Genomic DNA, 15,006 nt, shown 5'->3' with positions numbered 1-15,006 from the left:
CTCCTAACCGCTGATGACCTGGGGCAGTCCGAGGCCCTTGAGCCCCTCGACCCCGAACTCGAGTCCGTAGCCTGATTTCTTGACCCCACCGAAGGGAATCCGGGGGTCGACGCCGCCGTGTCCGTTGATCCAGATCGTTCCGGACTCGATCCGGGCGGCGACCTCGCGGGCCCTGTCCGGGTCGGAGGACCAAACGGATGCGCCCAGACCGACATCGACCGAGTTCGCCGCCTCGATCGCCTCGTCCAGGGTGGAGTACCGGATAATCGGCAGGGCCGGGCCGAACTGCTCCTCGGTGACCAGAGGATTGTCGGGGTCGATGTCCGCGACCAACGTGGTCGGGTAGAAGAACCCCGGTTGGTCGGTGTCCGGATTTCCGCCCACGAGAACCTTCGCCCCGCCGTCCTTCGCGGCCTCGACGAGCCGGTCGACGACGTCGTACTGCGCCTTGTTCTGCAACGGGCCCAACACGTTCTCCTCCTCGAGCCCGACGCCCATCGGCATCTTCCCGGCGACGTCCACGAGTGCGGCGCAGACGTCGTCGTACAGCGAGTCCGGAACGTAGAGTCGCTTGAGCGCGGCGCAGGTCTGCCCCGTGTTGATGAATGCGCCCCAGAAGAGGTCTTCGGCAATCGCGACCGGATCCGCGTCCTCGAGCACGATCCCGGGGTCGTTGCCGCCGAGCTCCAGTGTCAGGCGCTTGATCGTTTCCGCGGAGGACTCGATGATCTTCCGGCCCGTTGCGGTCGAGCCGGTGAACATGACCTTGTCGATGTCCGGGTGGGAACTCAGGGCCGAACCGATCTCCCGTTCACCCGAAACCACGCGGAGCACATCGTCCGGGAACACCGAATTGAGCACGGCGCACAGGGCCAGGACGCTGAGCGGCGTGTACTCCGAAGGCTTGGTGACTACGGTGTTGCCCATCCGCAGGGCCGGAGCGAGCTGCCAGACACTGATCATCATGGGCCAGTTCCAGGGGCTGATGGCGCCGACGACGCCGATCGGCCGGTAGCGCAGCACCGCGTGGGTCTCGCCGTCGTCGACGAGCACGTTCTCCTCGAGCTCGAACCCGGCGGTCGCCCGCAGCCATGAGGCGCAGGCCCCCACCTCGAAACGGGCGTTGGGTCCGTTCAACGGTTTGCCCTGTTCGCGGGAGAGGAGTTCGGCCAAAGGCTCGGCGCACGCTTCCAAGGCGTCGGCGGCGCGCAGAAGCAGGTCGCTGCGCTCCTTGTGGCTGCGGCGACCCCATGCGGGCTGAGCAGCCGTGGCGGCCGCAATGGCGTCGTCGAGATCTTCTGTCGTGTCCCGCGGTGCGTGACCAATCGTCTCGCCCGTCGCGGGATCCCGGATTTCGCGGCCGTCCGTGCCGGCGTCGACGGCGGCAAGAAGGTCGGCGTACGTGGAAGGAAGCTGACTCATGAGGGTTCCTTGCTTCGTAGGGTGCATTTCCCTCATGGTCCCCAGCGACCGGCGCAGACCAATTGCCGTACAGTGCAACGTTGTTGTCCACGAGCGTGCTCCAGGTCACATCGATGATATTTTGAAGCATGCAACCGGTGGACGGATACCACCGCGACGGCCGGCAACGACGCCGCGCCGTGACCCCCGGAAGGTGCTGAGATGACCCAATACCCTGCGCAAGAAACCCGAGCTTCCCGGTCGGGGCTGACCCCGCGGCAGTGGCAGGATTTCGCGGCACGGTATTTTGCGCCCCTCCGGATGACCTTCCCCGAGGGCCAGGACTTCCGTGCCGACGTGCACCAGGTCGCGGTCGGGGACGTTCACCTGCACGACATGGTCACGGATCCTCACATCGTGACGCGCAGCCCGGATCTCATCACCGAGGGCGAGGTCGCCTACTGCAAGCTGAGCCTGCAGCTCGCGGGCACATCAGGGCTCGAACAGGACGGCCGCCAGTGCAGGCTGTACCCGGGTGATTTGGCCCTGTACGTCACCCAGCGGCCGTACGAACTGTCCTACACCGAACCGCAGCACGGCCTGGTGGTGCACTTTCCTGCCTCTTACGTCCAGATGCCTCCCGACCAGGTGCGGATGGTCACGGCCAGGCCCATCACCCGCGGCCGCGGCCTGGGGAAGGTCGCCGTTCCCCTGTTCGAGCAGTTGGCCCAGAACATGGACCTCCTGCACGGTGCCCACGCGATGAATCTGATCCGCTCGTCCCTGGACATGCTGGTCACGGTTCTTTCCGCGGAGGCCCGGGACAGCGGGCAGGACCTGTCGGAGGGGTATTTGCTGCACGAGGCGATTTCGTACATCGAGCACCACCTGGACGACCCGGACTTGGGCCCGGCAAGGATAGCGGACTACCTGTACATCTCGGTCCGCCAGTTGCACAGCCGGTTTGCCGCGCACCGGCTCACGGTCGCTTCCTACATCAGGAACAGGCGCCTGCAGGCCATTCGGCAGGACCTCGCGAACCCGCTCCTGGGCAACGAGACCGTGCACACGATCAGCGCACGGTACGGTCTCTACGACCCGTCGCACGTCAGCAAGGCGTTCAAGGCGGAATACGGCGAATCGCCGTCCGCCTACCGCGCTCGCGTCCTCCAGGCCGACGCCGCATGAGCCGCCCGGAGGACGCGACGGAGCGTCGCTCGCCTCAGGCCGCGAGCAGGCGCTCGAAGGCGAGCGTGGCCAAGGCCGCGGACTGGGTGGGAAGGACCGCGTCGTCGAAACGCACCTCGGCCGAGTGGTTCATCGGCGCCGTCATCGGGTCGGTTCCCGGGTACGACGCGCCGAGGAACATGAACGTTCCCGGGACCTCTTCGAGCACGAACGAGAAGTCTTCGGAGCCCATGCGAGGCTCCGGAACCTCCCGGACCCCTTCCTCGCCCAGGACGCCGCGCAGGGTGTCCGCGGCCCATTCGGTCTCGGACTTGTCGCAAATTGTCGGCGGGTAGAGGGTCGAGAACTCGACCTCAGCGGTGCACCCGTGCGCCGCGGCAATATTTTCCGCGATACGCCGCACCACGACGTCGAACTTCTCGCCGGACTCCCGGGTCATGGCCCGAACCGTCGCTCCGAGGCGGGCGTCGTCGCCAATCACGTTGACGGCCGCTGTTCCCGCCTCGAGCTGCGTGATGGTCGCGACCACCGGGTCGAAGACGTTGAACTGCCGGGTCACCGCGTTCTGCAGGGCCGAGGCGATCTCGGTCAGCGGGGGAACGGGATCGAGCGAGGAGTGCGGGGCGGAGCCGTGACCGCCCTTGCCGTGCACGGTGATGCTGAGGTTGTAGGCACCGGCCATCACGGTTCCCGAACGGTAGGCGAAGCCTCCGCGCTCGCCCGGGGCCACGTGGAACCCGTAGGCCGCGACCGGGCGCTCCCCGGTCACATCGAGCAGGCCCTCGTCCAGCATCGGCTTGGCGCCGCCGGGTCCTTCCTCGCCCGGCTGGAACATGAACACGACCTTGCCCGGAAGATCCTCCTGGTGGGCGCTGAGCAGCTTCGCGGCGCCGACGAGCCCGGAAGTGTGCAGATCGTGCCCGCACGCGTGCATCGCGCCGTTCGTCGAGGCGAACTCCTCGCCGGAGTTCTCTTCGACCGGAAGGCCGTCCATGTCGCCTCGCAACAGAACGGTCGGGCCCGGCTTTCCGCCTTCGAGCACCGCGATCACGGAGGACACGTCGGTGCCGCGATGGATCTCGAGGGGCAACCCCGAGAGGGCCTCGATCACGGTCGCCTGGGTCTGGGGCAGATCGTTGCCCAGCTCGGGATTCCGATGGAGGGTCCGTCGGAGATGGCTGAGCTCATTCGCGAGGACCGTCGCTTCCGAGAGGAAGTTGGGGGACTGCTGGTTCGGAACGCGGCTCTCAGCCATGATCATCTCCGTTATATACCGACATCGGATTGTCCATCCATGATGTCGGCCCGCTCAGGGAGTGTCCACCGACTCGCCGGAATGAGATCTCAGCGTTCGACGAGGATCGGCCCGAAGAATTCCGCCAGACCCTCCCTGTCGGTCAGCGGCAGAACCGCGGAGACATACTGATCCGGCCGCACGACGACGATCGCGCCATCCCGGCTGATCCCTCGCTCCTCGAAAATGTCCTCATCGGGCAGGGTTGCGTACACCTTGTCCCTGTTGACCAGCCCGAATTCGCCGACCTTGGGCAAGAAGGCCTGCGGGACGCGGGACAGGTCGACGTCCGTGTGGGGCTGTTGGTAGACGACCTTGGTGTCGAAGACGGCGTCGTCGTCGGCATCCTGGGGCGTGCAGCGGACCTGGGGCGAGGCGTCGTCGTGGGCAAACCATTCCGCGAAATCCGCGAGACGGGACGCTTCGCCCGCCGCCGGCCGGTCCGCGAAGACGTAGATGCGCCACCGTCCGTCCGCGACCGCCTGGTGCCCCAGGTGAACGGGATTCGCGTCGCACACACGGTTGGCCTTGGCCGACTTGAAACGCTTCCCGACCGGGAACCCACTGGCCAGGCCCTGGTTCTCGGTCCCGCCCGTGATCAGCGAGGGGGTGTACTCGGTCATGAACCCTGCCGGGAACTCGGCGGTCTTGACGTAGAAGTCCTCCAGGGTGGATTCGTCGGGGAGGTCCTCCGGCTTGGCGGCCATCAGAGTGGACCATTCCTTGTCGAAGTCGATCAGGTTCTTGGCGATGACCTGGCGTTCCTCCGAATAGGTGCTCAGCAGTTCCTCCGGGCTGGTCCCCGTCAGGACGTGGCCCAGTTTCCACCCGAGATTGAAGCCGTCCTGCATCGAGACGTTCATTCCCTGGCCGGCCTTGGCTGAGTGGGTGTGGCAGGCGTCCCCGGTGATGAAGACTCGCGGCGTGCGTTCTCCGGTTTCTGCCTCGGAGACGTCGTCGAACTTGTCCGTCAGTCGGTGTCCGACCTCGTAGACAGAGTGCCAGGCCACGGATTTCACGTCGACCGAGTAGGGGTGCAGGATCGAATTGGCCTTGTCGATGATGTCCTCGAGCGATGTGTCGCGGACGGCGTGATTGTCGTCCACGGGCACCTCGCCCAGGTCCACGTACATGCGGAACAGGTGCCCGCCTTCGCGGGGGATGTGCAGGATCGAACCATTCACGGACTGGATCGCGCACTTGGTGCGGATATCCGGGAAGTCCGTATTCGCCAGGACGTCCATCACGCCCCAGGCATGGTTGGCGGCGTCGCCGGTCAGCTTGCGGCCGATCGACGACCGGACGGGACTGCGGGCGCCGTCGCACCCGACCACGTACTTCGCCCGAACCGTGCGCTCCTCACCCTCCCGATTCCCGGCGGTGTAGCGCAGACGAGCGTGGATGGGGTACTCGCCCTCCCCGGTGTTCTGCAGGTCGAGGAATTCGATCCCGTAGTCCGGGGTGATGCGCCCGGGGGAGTGCGCGGCGAATTCGGCGAAGTAGTCCAGGACCCTGGCCTGGTTGACGATGAGGTGCGGGAATTCGCTGATGCCCTGGGGATCATCGAGCGGGCGTGCCGTGCGAACGATGTTCTCGGGGTTCTCCGGGTCCGGCTTCCAGAAGCACATCTCGGTGATGTGGTAGGCCTCGTCCACGATCTGGTTCGCGAAACCGAAGGCCTGGAAGGTCTCGACGCTGCGGGCCTGGATCCCATCGGCCTGGCCGATCTCCAGGCGGCCCGGGCGGCGCTCGATGATCCGAGTGCAGACCTCGGGGAACTGGGACAGCTGGGCGGCGAGGATCATGCCGGCCGGACCCGTGCCGACGATCAGGACGTCCATGTCATCGGGCAGTTCCTCGGGACGATCGACGCCGTGGCCGGCCGCCTCCTCAATCCGCGGGTCACCCGAAACGTATCCATGATGATGGAACTGCATATGAGACGAACTCCCTCCCCAACCACGGTGTTGGAGCGTTGATTGATTCTCCATGTTCCATATGCGAATATGGCGTTCACATAACGAAACTCGCTAAATCATATACGACCCGCGTCCTGTGTGGCAAGGGTCTCACCAAAGGTCGGTCATGCCCACTCCCACCAGAGCCCCCTCCCAGACGCTGAGCCGCGGCCTCAGCATCCTCGAAATCCTCGCCGACGCCAGCGGCCCCCTCGGTATCGACGACGTCGCCGCGCACCTCGGCGTGCACCGCTCCGTCGCCTACCGCCTGATCCGGACCCTTGAGGAACACGGGCTCGTGGTCAGGAAGAACGATGGCCGGCTGGCCCTGGGGAACCGGCTGGCGGCGCTCGCCGGCGGCGTCGAGCGTGACCTGCAGGCGGTCGCCGTTCCCGAGCTGACCCTCGCCGCCCGGGACCTGGGGATGACCTGTTTTCTGGGCGTGCATGACAGGGGTGAGTGTCTGACCTTCGCCAGCGTGGAGCCCCCGCAGACGGTGGCCGTGGTCGCTCAACGTCCCGGTACCCGACACCCGGTGGCCCTGGGCGCCCCGGGGAAGGCGATCCTCTCCATGCTCCCCGAGGACCAATGGCCTGAAGGGGTCACCGATGCCGATCGCCAAAAAGTCGACGGGGTCCGGGCCAACGGCTGGGCCGAAACCACCAACGAGGTCATCACCGGGCTCCACTCGGTCGGCGTACCCCTGGATCTCCGGGGCGGCCAGGCCGCGGCGCTCGCTGCGGTCTTCGTGGGCGACGGCGACCGTCCCGCCATCGCGGCGAGACTGCGCCAAGCCGCCGACGTCATTTCGAGAAGCGGCGCCTGAGGGGTGGTTGGTGGGTTGGGTTCTGGGGTTTGGGTTGTGGGTTCTGTGTTGTGGGTTCTGGGTTCTGACTAGGAGGTCCCTGCCCGAGGCGGCAGTTTTGTGTTGCTCGGGCGGTCCAGGCGGTGATTCTGTGTTGCTCGGGCGCTCGAGGTGGCAGTGGTGTGCGGTTTCGGTGGCGAGGTGGCAGCCGCGTGCGGTTTTTGGGCGGATTTTGTCCCAAAATTGCCACCTCGGCGTCGGGGGCGCACGGGATTGCCACCTCGGCGGGTGCGTCGGTGATTTCGCGGGTCGAGGTGGCGATTTTGTGCGGCTCGGGCGCTCCAAGTGGCGATTTTGTGCCGGGCGGGCGCTCCAGGCGGTGATTTTGTGTTGCTCGGGCGCTCGAGGTGGCAGTGGTGTGCGGTTTCGGTGGCGAGGTGGCAGCGGCGTGCGGTTTTTGGGCGGATTTTGTCCCGAAATTGCCACCTCGGCGTCGGAGGCGCACGGGATTGCCACCTCGCGCGGCAGCGTCGAACGTCCGGGCGCACCGACGCAGGAACGGTTGCGGAATCGTGACCGAAGACTTATGTTAAGCGTGTCCGACATCACAGAGCATGTCCGGTGTTCGAAAAAGGGGCACTCAGTTGCGGCGATCCCGGAACGAGACATATATGGCCTAAAAGTTCATATGTGGTTCCGGAGGAACACCATGCAGTCCGTATCCGAAACGGTTGCGCGCGCCCTGACGCGCCATGTTGAAAAATTCTTTTGCCTGATGGGCAACGGCAACGCCTACTTCATTGACGCTCTCGAGCGTCTCGGCGTCCCGCCGATTCCCGTGCGCCATGAGTCGGGCACCGTCGCCTCGGCCGACGCCTACTATCGAATGACCCGAGAAGTCGCCGTGGCTACGGCCACCTACGGCGCCGGATTCACCAACACGCTGACATCGCTGGCGGAGTCGTCGTTGGCAAAAATGCCGTTGGTCCTTGTCGTCGGCTCCGCGCCGACGGCGGGTCCCCGACCGCTCGACATCGACCAGACCATGACGGCCGCGTCCATGGACGTACCCACATACACCGTGGGAGTCCAGGACGCCGGAACCGTGACCATTCAGGCCCTGGCCGACGCGATCGAGAATTCGAGGCCCGTGGTGCTCGCGATTCCTTACGACCTGGCTCCCGAACTCATCGGCGAGCGCGGGGAAATCATTCCCGACTTGCCCGAACCAACGCGTCTGCCGTCCCCCGACCACATCGAGGCCGCGCGGATTGCTCACCACCTCGCCGACGCCGAGCGGCCGCTCATTCTGGCGGGCAGGGGCGCGATCGGGGCGCGTTCCGACCTGCTGGCGCTCGCGGAAACATTGGGGGCCGACGTCGTCACGACCGTTCCCACCCAGGGTTATTTCTCCGTCCCCGCGAGGCGACCGACGAACTTCCGTGACCTCGGGGTGTGCGGTGGATTCTCCGCACCCGGCGCGTTGCGCGAGATCCGACGTGCCGACGTCGTCTTCGTGGTCGGTGCGGGTCTGAACCAGTTCACGATGGCATTCGGCACTGCCTTCTCTGACGACGCCCGAGTCGTCCAGGTCGGAGACACCGAGGAGCCGACCCATTCGCGGGTTGACCAGTACTGCCGCGCCGACGCCGCCGACGCCGTGGGGCTGATCCACGACAAAATCCTGCAGCTCGGGGTCAGCGGACGCACGCCCGTGGTCTCCCCGACCTCGGAAGAAGCCCAATGGCGCACCGAGGGCGATGAACAGGCCCCCGATGGGCGGCTCGATCCCCGGCGGGTCATGAGCCGCCTCAACGACCTGCTGCCCGAGGACCGTGTTGTGTTCACGGACGGCGGGCACTTCATGCAGTGGCCGCTGACCTATCTGAAGGTCAACGAGCCGGACAGTCATGTGACTGTGGGTACGCAATTCCAGTCGATCGGTCTGGGCTTCGCCAGCGCCGCGGGTGTTCTGGCGGCGTCGGGCGAGAGGCTGCCCGTGCTGGTCTCCGGCGACGGGGGCGGGCTCATGGGAATCGCCGACGCCGAGACCTTCGTGCGCACGACTCGCCGCGGCGTCGTCGTGTTCTTGAACGATGCCGGCTACGGCGCCGAGGTGCACCAGTATGCCGCCCGCGGGCTGGCCCCTGAGCCCATGCTGATCCCCGATGTCGACTTTGCCGGAATCTTCCGCGCCCTGGGGGCCAAAGGCGATACGGTGCGGACCTTGGCGGACCTCAGGGACTTCGAGCAGTGGATCGCCGCCGAGGAAGGCGGGATCTATGTCCTGGACTGCCGCATCACGAACAGCGTCCGCGCCGATTGGATCATCGAGACGGTGGAGGAGGCGCGTCGGGCGGCCCCGCACGTCGAGGAGATGCTCGGGATGGACACCTCATCCTGGAACCCTTCGGGTGCGGCCGGTGGCGGTCGCGGCACGAATGGTGACCGGGGGAGCGCGCACGAAGTCGGCGGGCGTCACCTGCATGCGTGAGCCATCGGAGTCCCACCCACCGACGTGGAACCCCACGACGTGGAACCCACCGGCGTGGAGCTGAGGAGCCCTCGGCCCGGACCGGCCCACACTTGAGGGCACCCACATCGGGTGGCACAGGGTGAAGGGCATACGACTCGTGAACAACAGGCGGTCGGACACAGACGTGTCCGGCCGCCTGGAGTGTTTGTGGCGGTATCGTCGCCCGGCGCTGACCTGACCATGCTCTCAACCGGACTCGCCACAGGTGCCCTGGCCTCGTCCGCGGCGTGACCGTCGAGAGGACGACGACGCCCCAGGTGAATCGCGCTGCGAGAAAAGCGGTCCGGACGCGAAAAGCGGTCCGGGCGAAGTGTGTGATTCGACGGAATGCATGGGACTTTTTCATGGCCGCTCCGTGGAGTGATGTCGGTCAAAACATGGCTTGTGTCCCGAAGATACTGCACCTTGATGCACGTCCGGATTCGTGATCCGGTGGTAAGACGACCGTCTGTGGAAACGTGATCGACGTCGTTGAGGTTCTCCGTATCCGTGACATAAGATTTTGACGATCCGTGGGATCTTGTGTGGTTGTTGAATGAATGGGTGTGGGGAGTTCGGCGAACCACCGTTGAAAGGATCCTGTGAAGATCGGACTGACCAAGCCGACACGCGTTCCTCGCGCCGGCAAGATCGCGGCCGGCTCGATGGCCTTGGTTCTGCTCGTGGCCTGCTCGGGATGTTTTTCGAAAGAGGATCCTGGGCCTCTGAAGATCCAGGACTCGACCATCGCCTCGGCCGAGCAACCAGTCTCCGAGAGGGCGGAACCCACCGCGCAGCGCGTCCCCTATCCTGTGGGTGGTCAGGGGGATCCCAGCCAGAACTGGGGAGACCTCTACCTTCCTGGTGGAGTCCACAAGCGAGGCACCGTACCCATGGTGGTTCTGGTCCATGGCGGTGCCTGGCACCATTCCATCGGCGCGAGCACCTTCGATGATTACGCGCGTGCCATCTCCGCGCGCGGTTACGCCGTCTACAACATCGAGTACCGTCGCGTCGGGTCCGGCGGCGGCTGGCCGACCACCTTCACCGACGTCGCCGCAGCGTTCGACCACGTGAAGCAGCTGATGGCCGAGCACCCGGAGCTTTCCGGGCGCGCCGTCGCGGTGGGCCACAGCGCGGGGGCCCAACTGGCCACTTGGGCGAGTACGCGTGGCGACTCCCAGCTGGTTCCGGGGCTGAGTGCCCCGAAATTCAGGCCATCGCGCATCGTCGCCCTGTCCGGTCCCATGGACATGACCTTCGAGGCGACGACGGATGATCACGACCTGTTCCACGTCATGGGCGGGAAGCCGTCGCAGGTTCCGACGAACTACTCCGCCGTCGACCCTATCCAGAACCTCGATCCCCAGATTCCCGTCACCGCCGTGCACGGCACCGCGGACTCGACGGTCGCGTGGCAGAACTCCCAGCGGTACGTCCAGACTCTCCAGGCCCGGGGCGGTCAGGCCGACCTGAAGCTCCTCTACGGAGAAACTCACGGCTCGTTCCTGACCTACGGTTCGACCCACTTCAACGAAGTCATCGACCTGATCACGAACGGCAAATAAACCGCGGACGTCGTCCTCCGTATGGTCTGAGCACGACGAGAATCTGCCCGCTCTCAGTGCGGATATGGGACGCGAGCGGGGTGGTGGGTGTCGGCTCAACCGACTGGACCGGATGGCTTGCTCGGCCATGGGATGACATATGGATATTTCGAATATTTCGATTGAGGGTATGCTGAAGATATGACGGTCGCTTCTCTGTATCCCCGAAGAACCATTAACCCCTCCTCGTTCAGTCCGGAAGAAATCGCCGAGATCTCAGAGTTTCTCTCGGGCGCGTCTTGCGGTGAGGAGCCTGCCACTCCATGCATGTCCGGTCCGGACGGCACGAAGCGTGTGATCCCGGCCCGGCTCTACGACACCTTGACTTTCATCATGGATTCGCTCTGCGAAGGTCAAGGGGTCACGGTGATGCACACCAGCGCGCAACTGACGACACAGAAGGCGGCGGACTTCCTGCAGATGTCGCGGCCTACGCTGGTCAAGCTCTTGGAGTCCGGGGAAATCCCATTCACGAAGGTCGGTCGCCACCGACGGGTGCTCCTGGCCGACGTGCAGGAGTACGAGGAGCGGATATCGGCACGTCGTGACCAGTTTCTGGCCGACCAGACGCGTGAGGCCGCGCAGGAAGGTGACTACTTCGTGGTGCCTGACGACTACAAGACCCGATAGGTCATGGCTTGCCCGGTCGTCCTCGACGCGTGTGTCCTCATTCCCATGCCCGTCGTCGATATCCTGCTCCGATTGGGCTCCGCCAGGCAGTTCCGTCCGCTGTGGTCGGAGGAGATCCTTGACGAGATCGAACGGAACCTGGTGGCCAAACTGAATGTTCCTCCAGCCAAGGCGCGACGCCGGCTAACAGCCATGCGACGGTGCTTCCCCGACGCTCTGGTCCGTGACTACGAGTCCTTGATACCCGCTATGACGAATGAGCCCAAAGATCGCCACGTCCTGGCTGCCGCCGTGCGTTCCGGAGCGGAACTCATCGTGACCTTCAACAGAAAAGACTTCCCTGCAGAATCCGTCGCCCCGTACGACCTCGACGTGCGCAGTCCTGACGAATTCCTTCTTGACCAGCTGAATCTCGACGCCGACGTCGTTGTCGCCGCAGTCCGAGGAATTCTCCGGGACGCGCAGCATCCGGCGATGACGCGCGAGCGATACTTGGCGGGGTTGTCTCGTTGTGGGTTGTCAGTGTTCGCCCGGGCCACAGCTGGTCATATGTCTGAACGTTAGTTCGTCCACATCGCCCCCGTATGAGCGGCCGACGTCGTTCGGGCCGGGTTACTGCGCGTTCGACTTCACGAAGACGAGCGGGCTGCGCGATTGCTCCTCTTCACTGCCGTGGCCCAGGGGAATCCCGGTGCGGTCTCGCAGCAGAAGCGTCGCGACCATTCCCAGGATCACCATGATGCTCAGGTAGATGCCGATGGACTGGGTGCTCCCCGTGGCATTCAGGAGCGCCTGGGCGATGGTCGGTGCGAATGCGCCGCCGACGATTGCCCCAATGGCGTAGGAGATCGAGACTCCCGAGAATCGGACCGATGCGGGGAACAGCTCGGTGTAGGTCGCCGACTGCTGGCCGTAGGTGAAACCGAGGCCGACGGTCAGCACCACCAGTCCCAAGAACAGCATCCCGATGCTTCCGCTCTTGACCAGGGGGAAGAGGGCGACGACGCCGACGAACAAGAGGATCCACCCCAAGATGTAGCTGTTGCGGCGACCCATCCGATCCGAAACCCAACCGGCGATCAGCGTAAAGATCAGCCAGGTCACAGCGGACCCGGTCACGGCCAGAAGAACGGGGCCGCGTTCGAAGGCGAGGGGCCCCTCGGGGTCGGTCGCGTAGCTCTGGATGAACCCACCCGTGGTCATGTAGCCGGCGGCGTTGTTGCCGGCGAAGATGAGCGCGGCAAAGATTACGAGCACGCCATGCTTGCGGAAGAGGACACCGATCGGGGCCTTGCGTTCGTCCTTGAGCTCGGCGATCTGGTTGAACACGGGTGATTCCTCGACGCCGTGGCGGATCCAGTACCCGACGGCGATCAGTACCACGCTCAACAGGAAAGGCACGCGCCAGCCCCACTGCATGAAGGCATCGCCGGGGGCGATCGTCGTCATCAGGGTCAGCATGCCGGAAGCCATGAGCAAGCCAAGCGGAACACCGATCTGGGGTGCCGACCCGTAGATGCCGCGACGATCCACGGGGGCGTGCTCGACCGCCATGAGTGCGGCGCCTCCCCATTCGCCACCTGCCGAAACGCCTTGGACCAGGCGCAAGAGAATCAGGAGAATCGGCGCGGCCGCACCGATGCTCGCGTAGGTGGGAAGGACACCGATCAGGGTGGTCGAGGCGCCCATCCCGACCAGGGTCACCATGAGTACGCGTTTGCGACCCCATTTGTCGCCGAGGTGCCCCGCGACGAAAGCTCCGAGCGGTCGGAAGAGGAAACTGAGGCCCACGCTCATGAAGGAGACGATGACCGACGCCTGAGGTCCCAGGGGGCCAAAAAACAGCTTGCCGAAGACGAGTCCGGCGGCCGAGGCGTACAGGAAGAAGTCGTACCACTCGATGCTCGTACCGATCACCGTTCCGGCGATCACGCGGCGCTGCTCCTTGGCCTGCTGGACGGTGCGCAACGCCGCCGTCCTGGTTGTTGGATCGTGGTGGGCCGTCATCTCGACTCCTTCGTCGTGCGGTGCGAGTGTATGGTTTCTGGATTTCGGTTTCCGGCTAGCGGCTTCCGGCTTGCGGTGCGGTTGCTCCATGGCCGCGTCCCGCAGAACCCCGTTGTCGCGGGCCGGACGGGCGCATGGACGCCCGAAAATTGTGATCCAGAATACTCTCGATGTGATATTGGATGATATACGATGTGCGGTCCAGGTCAAGGGCGGTCGGGCGTGTGACGTCGTCGTCCTGCGCGAGGCGGAGGTGGGGCGCGTGCTGGCTGGGTGGGTGTTGCGCGCGAGGTGGCAGTTTCGTGCGGCGTCGTGCGCGGCGAAGTGGCGATTTTGTGCGGCGAGGCGGCGACTTCGTGCGGCGAGGCGGCGACTTCGTGCGGCGAGGCGGCGAAGTGGCAATGGTGTGCGGGGTGTTGTCCGCGAGGTGGCAGTGTCGTGCGGTCGCGCGCGACGAGGTGAAGATTTTGTGCGGGCCTGCTGACGAGGTGGCAACCTCGTGCGGCGTTGCTCGCGAGGTGGCAGTTTTGGGACTTTTTGGGGCCTAAAAGTGCACAAAATTGCCACCTCGGCCGCGCAATCGCACGTGATTGCCACCTCGGCCACGTAGCCGCACGTGATTGCCACTTCGGTCCCGCAACCGCACGCCATTGCCACCTCGGCCAGGCGGCCACCTCAGCTGCCCCGCCCGAGCGGATCAGCCGCCCTGCACCCCAGCCTCACCAAGCAGGCTCATTACTTTGTGACTTGGGCTACTTGTTGCCAAATCCGAAATGATATACGATCTGTGGCGAAGCATTCATCGACGAGGAGGCTGCATGACCACTCCGTACGAGGAGCCAGAGCGCGCCGCGCAGAATTCCGGGGGAGAGGTCGCCGACGTGCCGGTGGATCCGGGGAAGATCATCGCCGTCCACGTGGCCTACGAATCCCGGGCGGCCCAGCGAGGTCGCCGACCCGCGAAACCTTCCTACTTCATCAAACCCGCCAGCTCGCTCGCCGGCTCCGGCGCAACGATCGAGCGTCCCGAAGGAACCGAACTGCTGGCGTTCGAGGGCGAGATCGCACTGGTCATCGGCCGGGCCGCCAAGAACGTGTCCGTGGAGAACGCCTGGAGCCACGTCGCCTCGGTCACCGCGTCCAACGACTTCGGAATCTACGACTACCGGGCCGCGGACAAGGGGTCCAACCTCAGGAACAAGGGCCGGGACGGGTACACCCCCGTCGGCCCCCGGCTCATCGACGCGCGCGGCGTCGAACCCACCGAACTGCGGGTGCGCACCTGGGTCAACGGCTCCCTGGCCCAGGAGGACGGTACTTCGGACGAGCAGTTGATTTTCCCGCTGTCCCAGTTCGTCGCCGATCTGTCGCAGCACGTGACCCTCGAGCCGGGCGACGTCATCCTGACCGGAACACCCGCGGGTTCGAGCGTCGTGGCACCGGGCGACGTCGTCGAGGTCGAGGTCGACGCCCCGAACGCACCGGGCACGCCGTCATCGGGGCGTCTGCGGACCCGAGTCGTCGAGGGTTCGGGGCGTTTCGACGAGTCCCTCGGCGCGCTTCCCGCCGTGGACGACAAGCAGCGCGAAGAGGCCTGGGGG

General features: G+C 65.3%; 11 protein-coding genes. 7 read left to right on the top strand and 4 right to left on the bottom strand.

What is annotated here, in order from left to right; translation table 11 throughout:
• Positions 1 to 3: 3 nt before the first annotated feature.
• The gene (locus EWU68_RS11930; RefSeq protein WP_129316360.1) at positions 4 to 1,422 is read right to left on the bottom strand and encodes an aldehyde dehydrogenase family protein; all 1,419 of its coding nucleotides are present in this window, start codon (positions 1,420 to 1,422) and stop codon (positions 4 to 6) included.
• Between the two features lie 201 nt (positions 1,423 to 1,623).
• Between EWU68_RS11930 and EWU68_RS11925 the strand changes: the two genes are divergently transcribed.
• On the top strand, positions 1,624 to 2,589 hold the full coding sequence (locus tag EWU68_RS11925; RefSeq protein WP_129316359.1) for an AraC-like ligand-binding domain-containing protein: 966 nt from the start codon (positions 1,624 to 1,626) through the stop codon (positions 2,587 to 2,589).
• Between the two features lie 34 nt (positions 2,590 to 2,623).
• Here EWU68_RS11925 and EWU68_RS11920 read toward each other — a convergent pair whose 3' ends face one another.
• Positions 2,624 to 3,844, bottom strand: coding sequence for a M20 metallopeptidase family protein (locus EWU68_RS11920; RefSeq protein ID WP_129316358.1), 1,221 nt, complete (start codon positions 3,842 to 3,844; stop codon positions 2,624 to 2,626).
• 89 nt (positions 3,845 to 3,933) lie between these two features.
• Entirely contained in the window at positions 3,934 to 5,820 is a 1,887-nt protein-coding gene (locus EWU68_RS11915; protein WP_129316357.1) for an FAD-binding monooxygenase, read from the bottom strand.
• A gap of 148 nt (positions 5,821 to 5,968) precedes the next feature.
• Here EWU68_RS11915 and EWU68_RS11910 point away from each other — a divergent pair, with 148 nt between their 5' ends.
• From EWU68_RS11910 to EWU68_RS11890, 5 genes are all read left to right on the top strand, one after another.
• Positions 5,969 to 6,667, top strand: coding sequence for an IclR family transcriptional regulator (locus tag EWU68_RS11910; protein ID WP_129316356.1), 699 nt, complete (start codon positions 5,969 to 5,971; stop codon positions 6,665 to 6,667).
• A 688-nt stretch (positions 6,668 to 7,355) separates the two neighbouring features.
• Positions 7,356 to 9,140, top strand: a complete 1,785-nt coding sequence (locus tag EWU68_RS11905; RefSeq protein WP_129316355.1) for a thiamine pyrophosphate-binding protein — start codon at positions 7,356 to 7,358, stop codon at positions 9,138 to 9,140.
• A 623-nt stretch (positions 9,141 to 9,763) separates the two neighbouring features.
• Positions 9,764 to 10,729: an alpha/beta hydrolase family protein gene (locus tag EWU68_RS11900; protein WP_129316354.1), complete on the top strand. Its 966-nt coding sequence runs from the start codon at positions 9,764 to 9,766 to the stop codon at positions 10,727 to 10,729.
• Between the two features lie 306 nt (positions 10,730 to 11,035).
• Positions 11,036 to 11,398, top strand: a complete 363-nt coding sequence (locus EWU68_RS11895; RefSeq protein WP_162421486.1) for a helix-turn-helix domain-containing protein — start codon at positions 11,036 to 11,038, stop codon at positions 11,396 to 11,398.
• Positions 11,399 to 11,401: 3 nt separating this feature from the next.
• The gene (locus EWU68_RS11890) at positions 11,402 to 11,962 is read left to right on the top strand and encodes a PIN domain-containing protein (protein ID WP_129316352.1); all 561 of its coding nucleotides are present in this window, start codon (positions 11,402 to 11,404) and stop codon (positions 11,960 to 11,962) included.
• Between the two features lie 48 nt (positions 11,963 to 12,010).
• Here EWU68_RS11890 and EWU68_RS11885 read toward each other — a convergent pair whose 3' ends face one another.
• A complete protein-coding gene (locus EWU68_RS11885; RefSeq protein WP_129316351.1) occupies positions 12,011 to 13,405 on the bottom strand; it encodes an MFS transporter in 1,395 nt (464 codons plus the stop codon).
• Between the two features lie 818 nt (positions 13,406 to 14,223).
• On the opposite strand from EWU68_RS11885, the gene EWU68_RS11880 reads away from it, so the two are divergent.
• Positions 14,224 to 15,006, top strand: a 783-nt coding sequence (locus EWU68_RS11880) for a fumarylacetoacetate hydrolase family protein (RefSeq protein WP_193554055.1), incomplete at its 3' end; no start/stop codon positions are given.

It is taken from the genome of Rothia koreensis, assembly GCF_004136575.1.
Taxonomy (GTDB): Bacteria; Actinomycetota; Actinomycetes; order Actinomycetales; family Micrococcaceae; genus Rothia; species Rothia koreensis.
Note: the sequence above shows the minus strand (reverse complement) of the source record. Positions and strands in the feature narration are given on the sequence as shown.

Bases quoted from the DNA above. Each gene is read 5' to 3' on its own strand.
- EWU68_RS11930 (WP_129316360.1), bottom strand. From the start codon at position 1,422: ATGAGTCAGCTTCCTTCCACGTACGCCGACCTTCTTGCCGCCGTCGAC.
- EWU68_RS11925 (WP_129316359.1), top strand. From the start codon at position 1,624: ATGACCCAATACCCTGCGCAAGAAACCCGAGCTTCCCGGTCGGGGCTG.
- EWU68_RS11920 (WP_129316358.1), bottom strand. From the start codon at position 3,844: ATGGCTGAGAGCCGCGTTCCGAACCAGCAGTCCCCCAACTTCCTCTCG.
- EWU68_RS11915 (WP_129316357.1), bottom strand. From the start codon at position 5,820: ATGCAGTTCCATCATCATGGATACGTTTCGGGTGACCCGCGGATTGAG.
- EWU68_RS11910 (WP_129316356.1), top strand. From the start codon at position 5,969: ATGCCCACTCCCACCAGAGCCCCCTCCCAGACGCTGAGCCGCGGCCTC.
- EWU68_RS11905 (WP_129316355.1), top strand. From the start codon at position 7,356: ATGCAGTCCGTATCCGAAACGGTTGCGCGCGCCCTGACGCGCCATGTT.
- EWU68_RS11895 (WP_162421486.1), top strand. From the start codon at position 11,036: ATGTCCGGTCCGGACGGCACGAAGCGTGTGATCCCGGCCCGGCTCTAC.
- EWU68_RS11890 (WP_129316352.1), top strand. From the start codon at position 11,402: ATGGCTTGCCCGGTCGTCCTCGACGCGTGTGTCCTCATTCCCATGCCC.
- EWU68_RS11885 (WP_129316351.1), bottom strand. From the start codon at position 13,405: ATGACGGCCCACCACGATCCAACAACCAGGACGGCGGCGTTGCGCACC.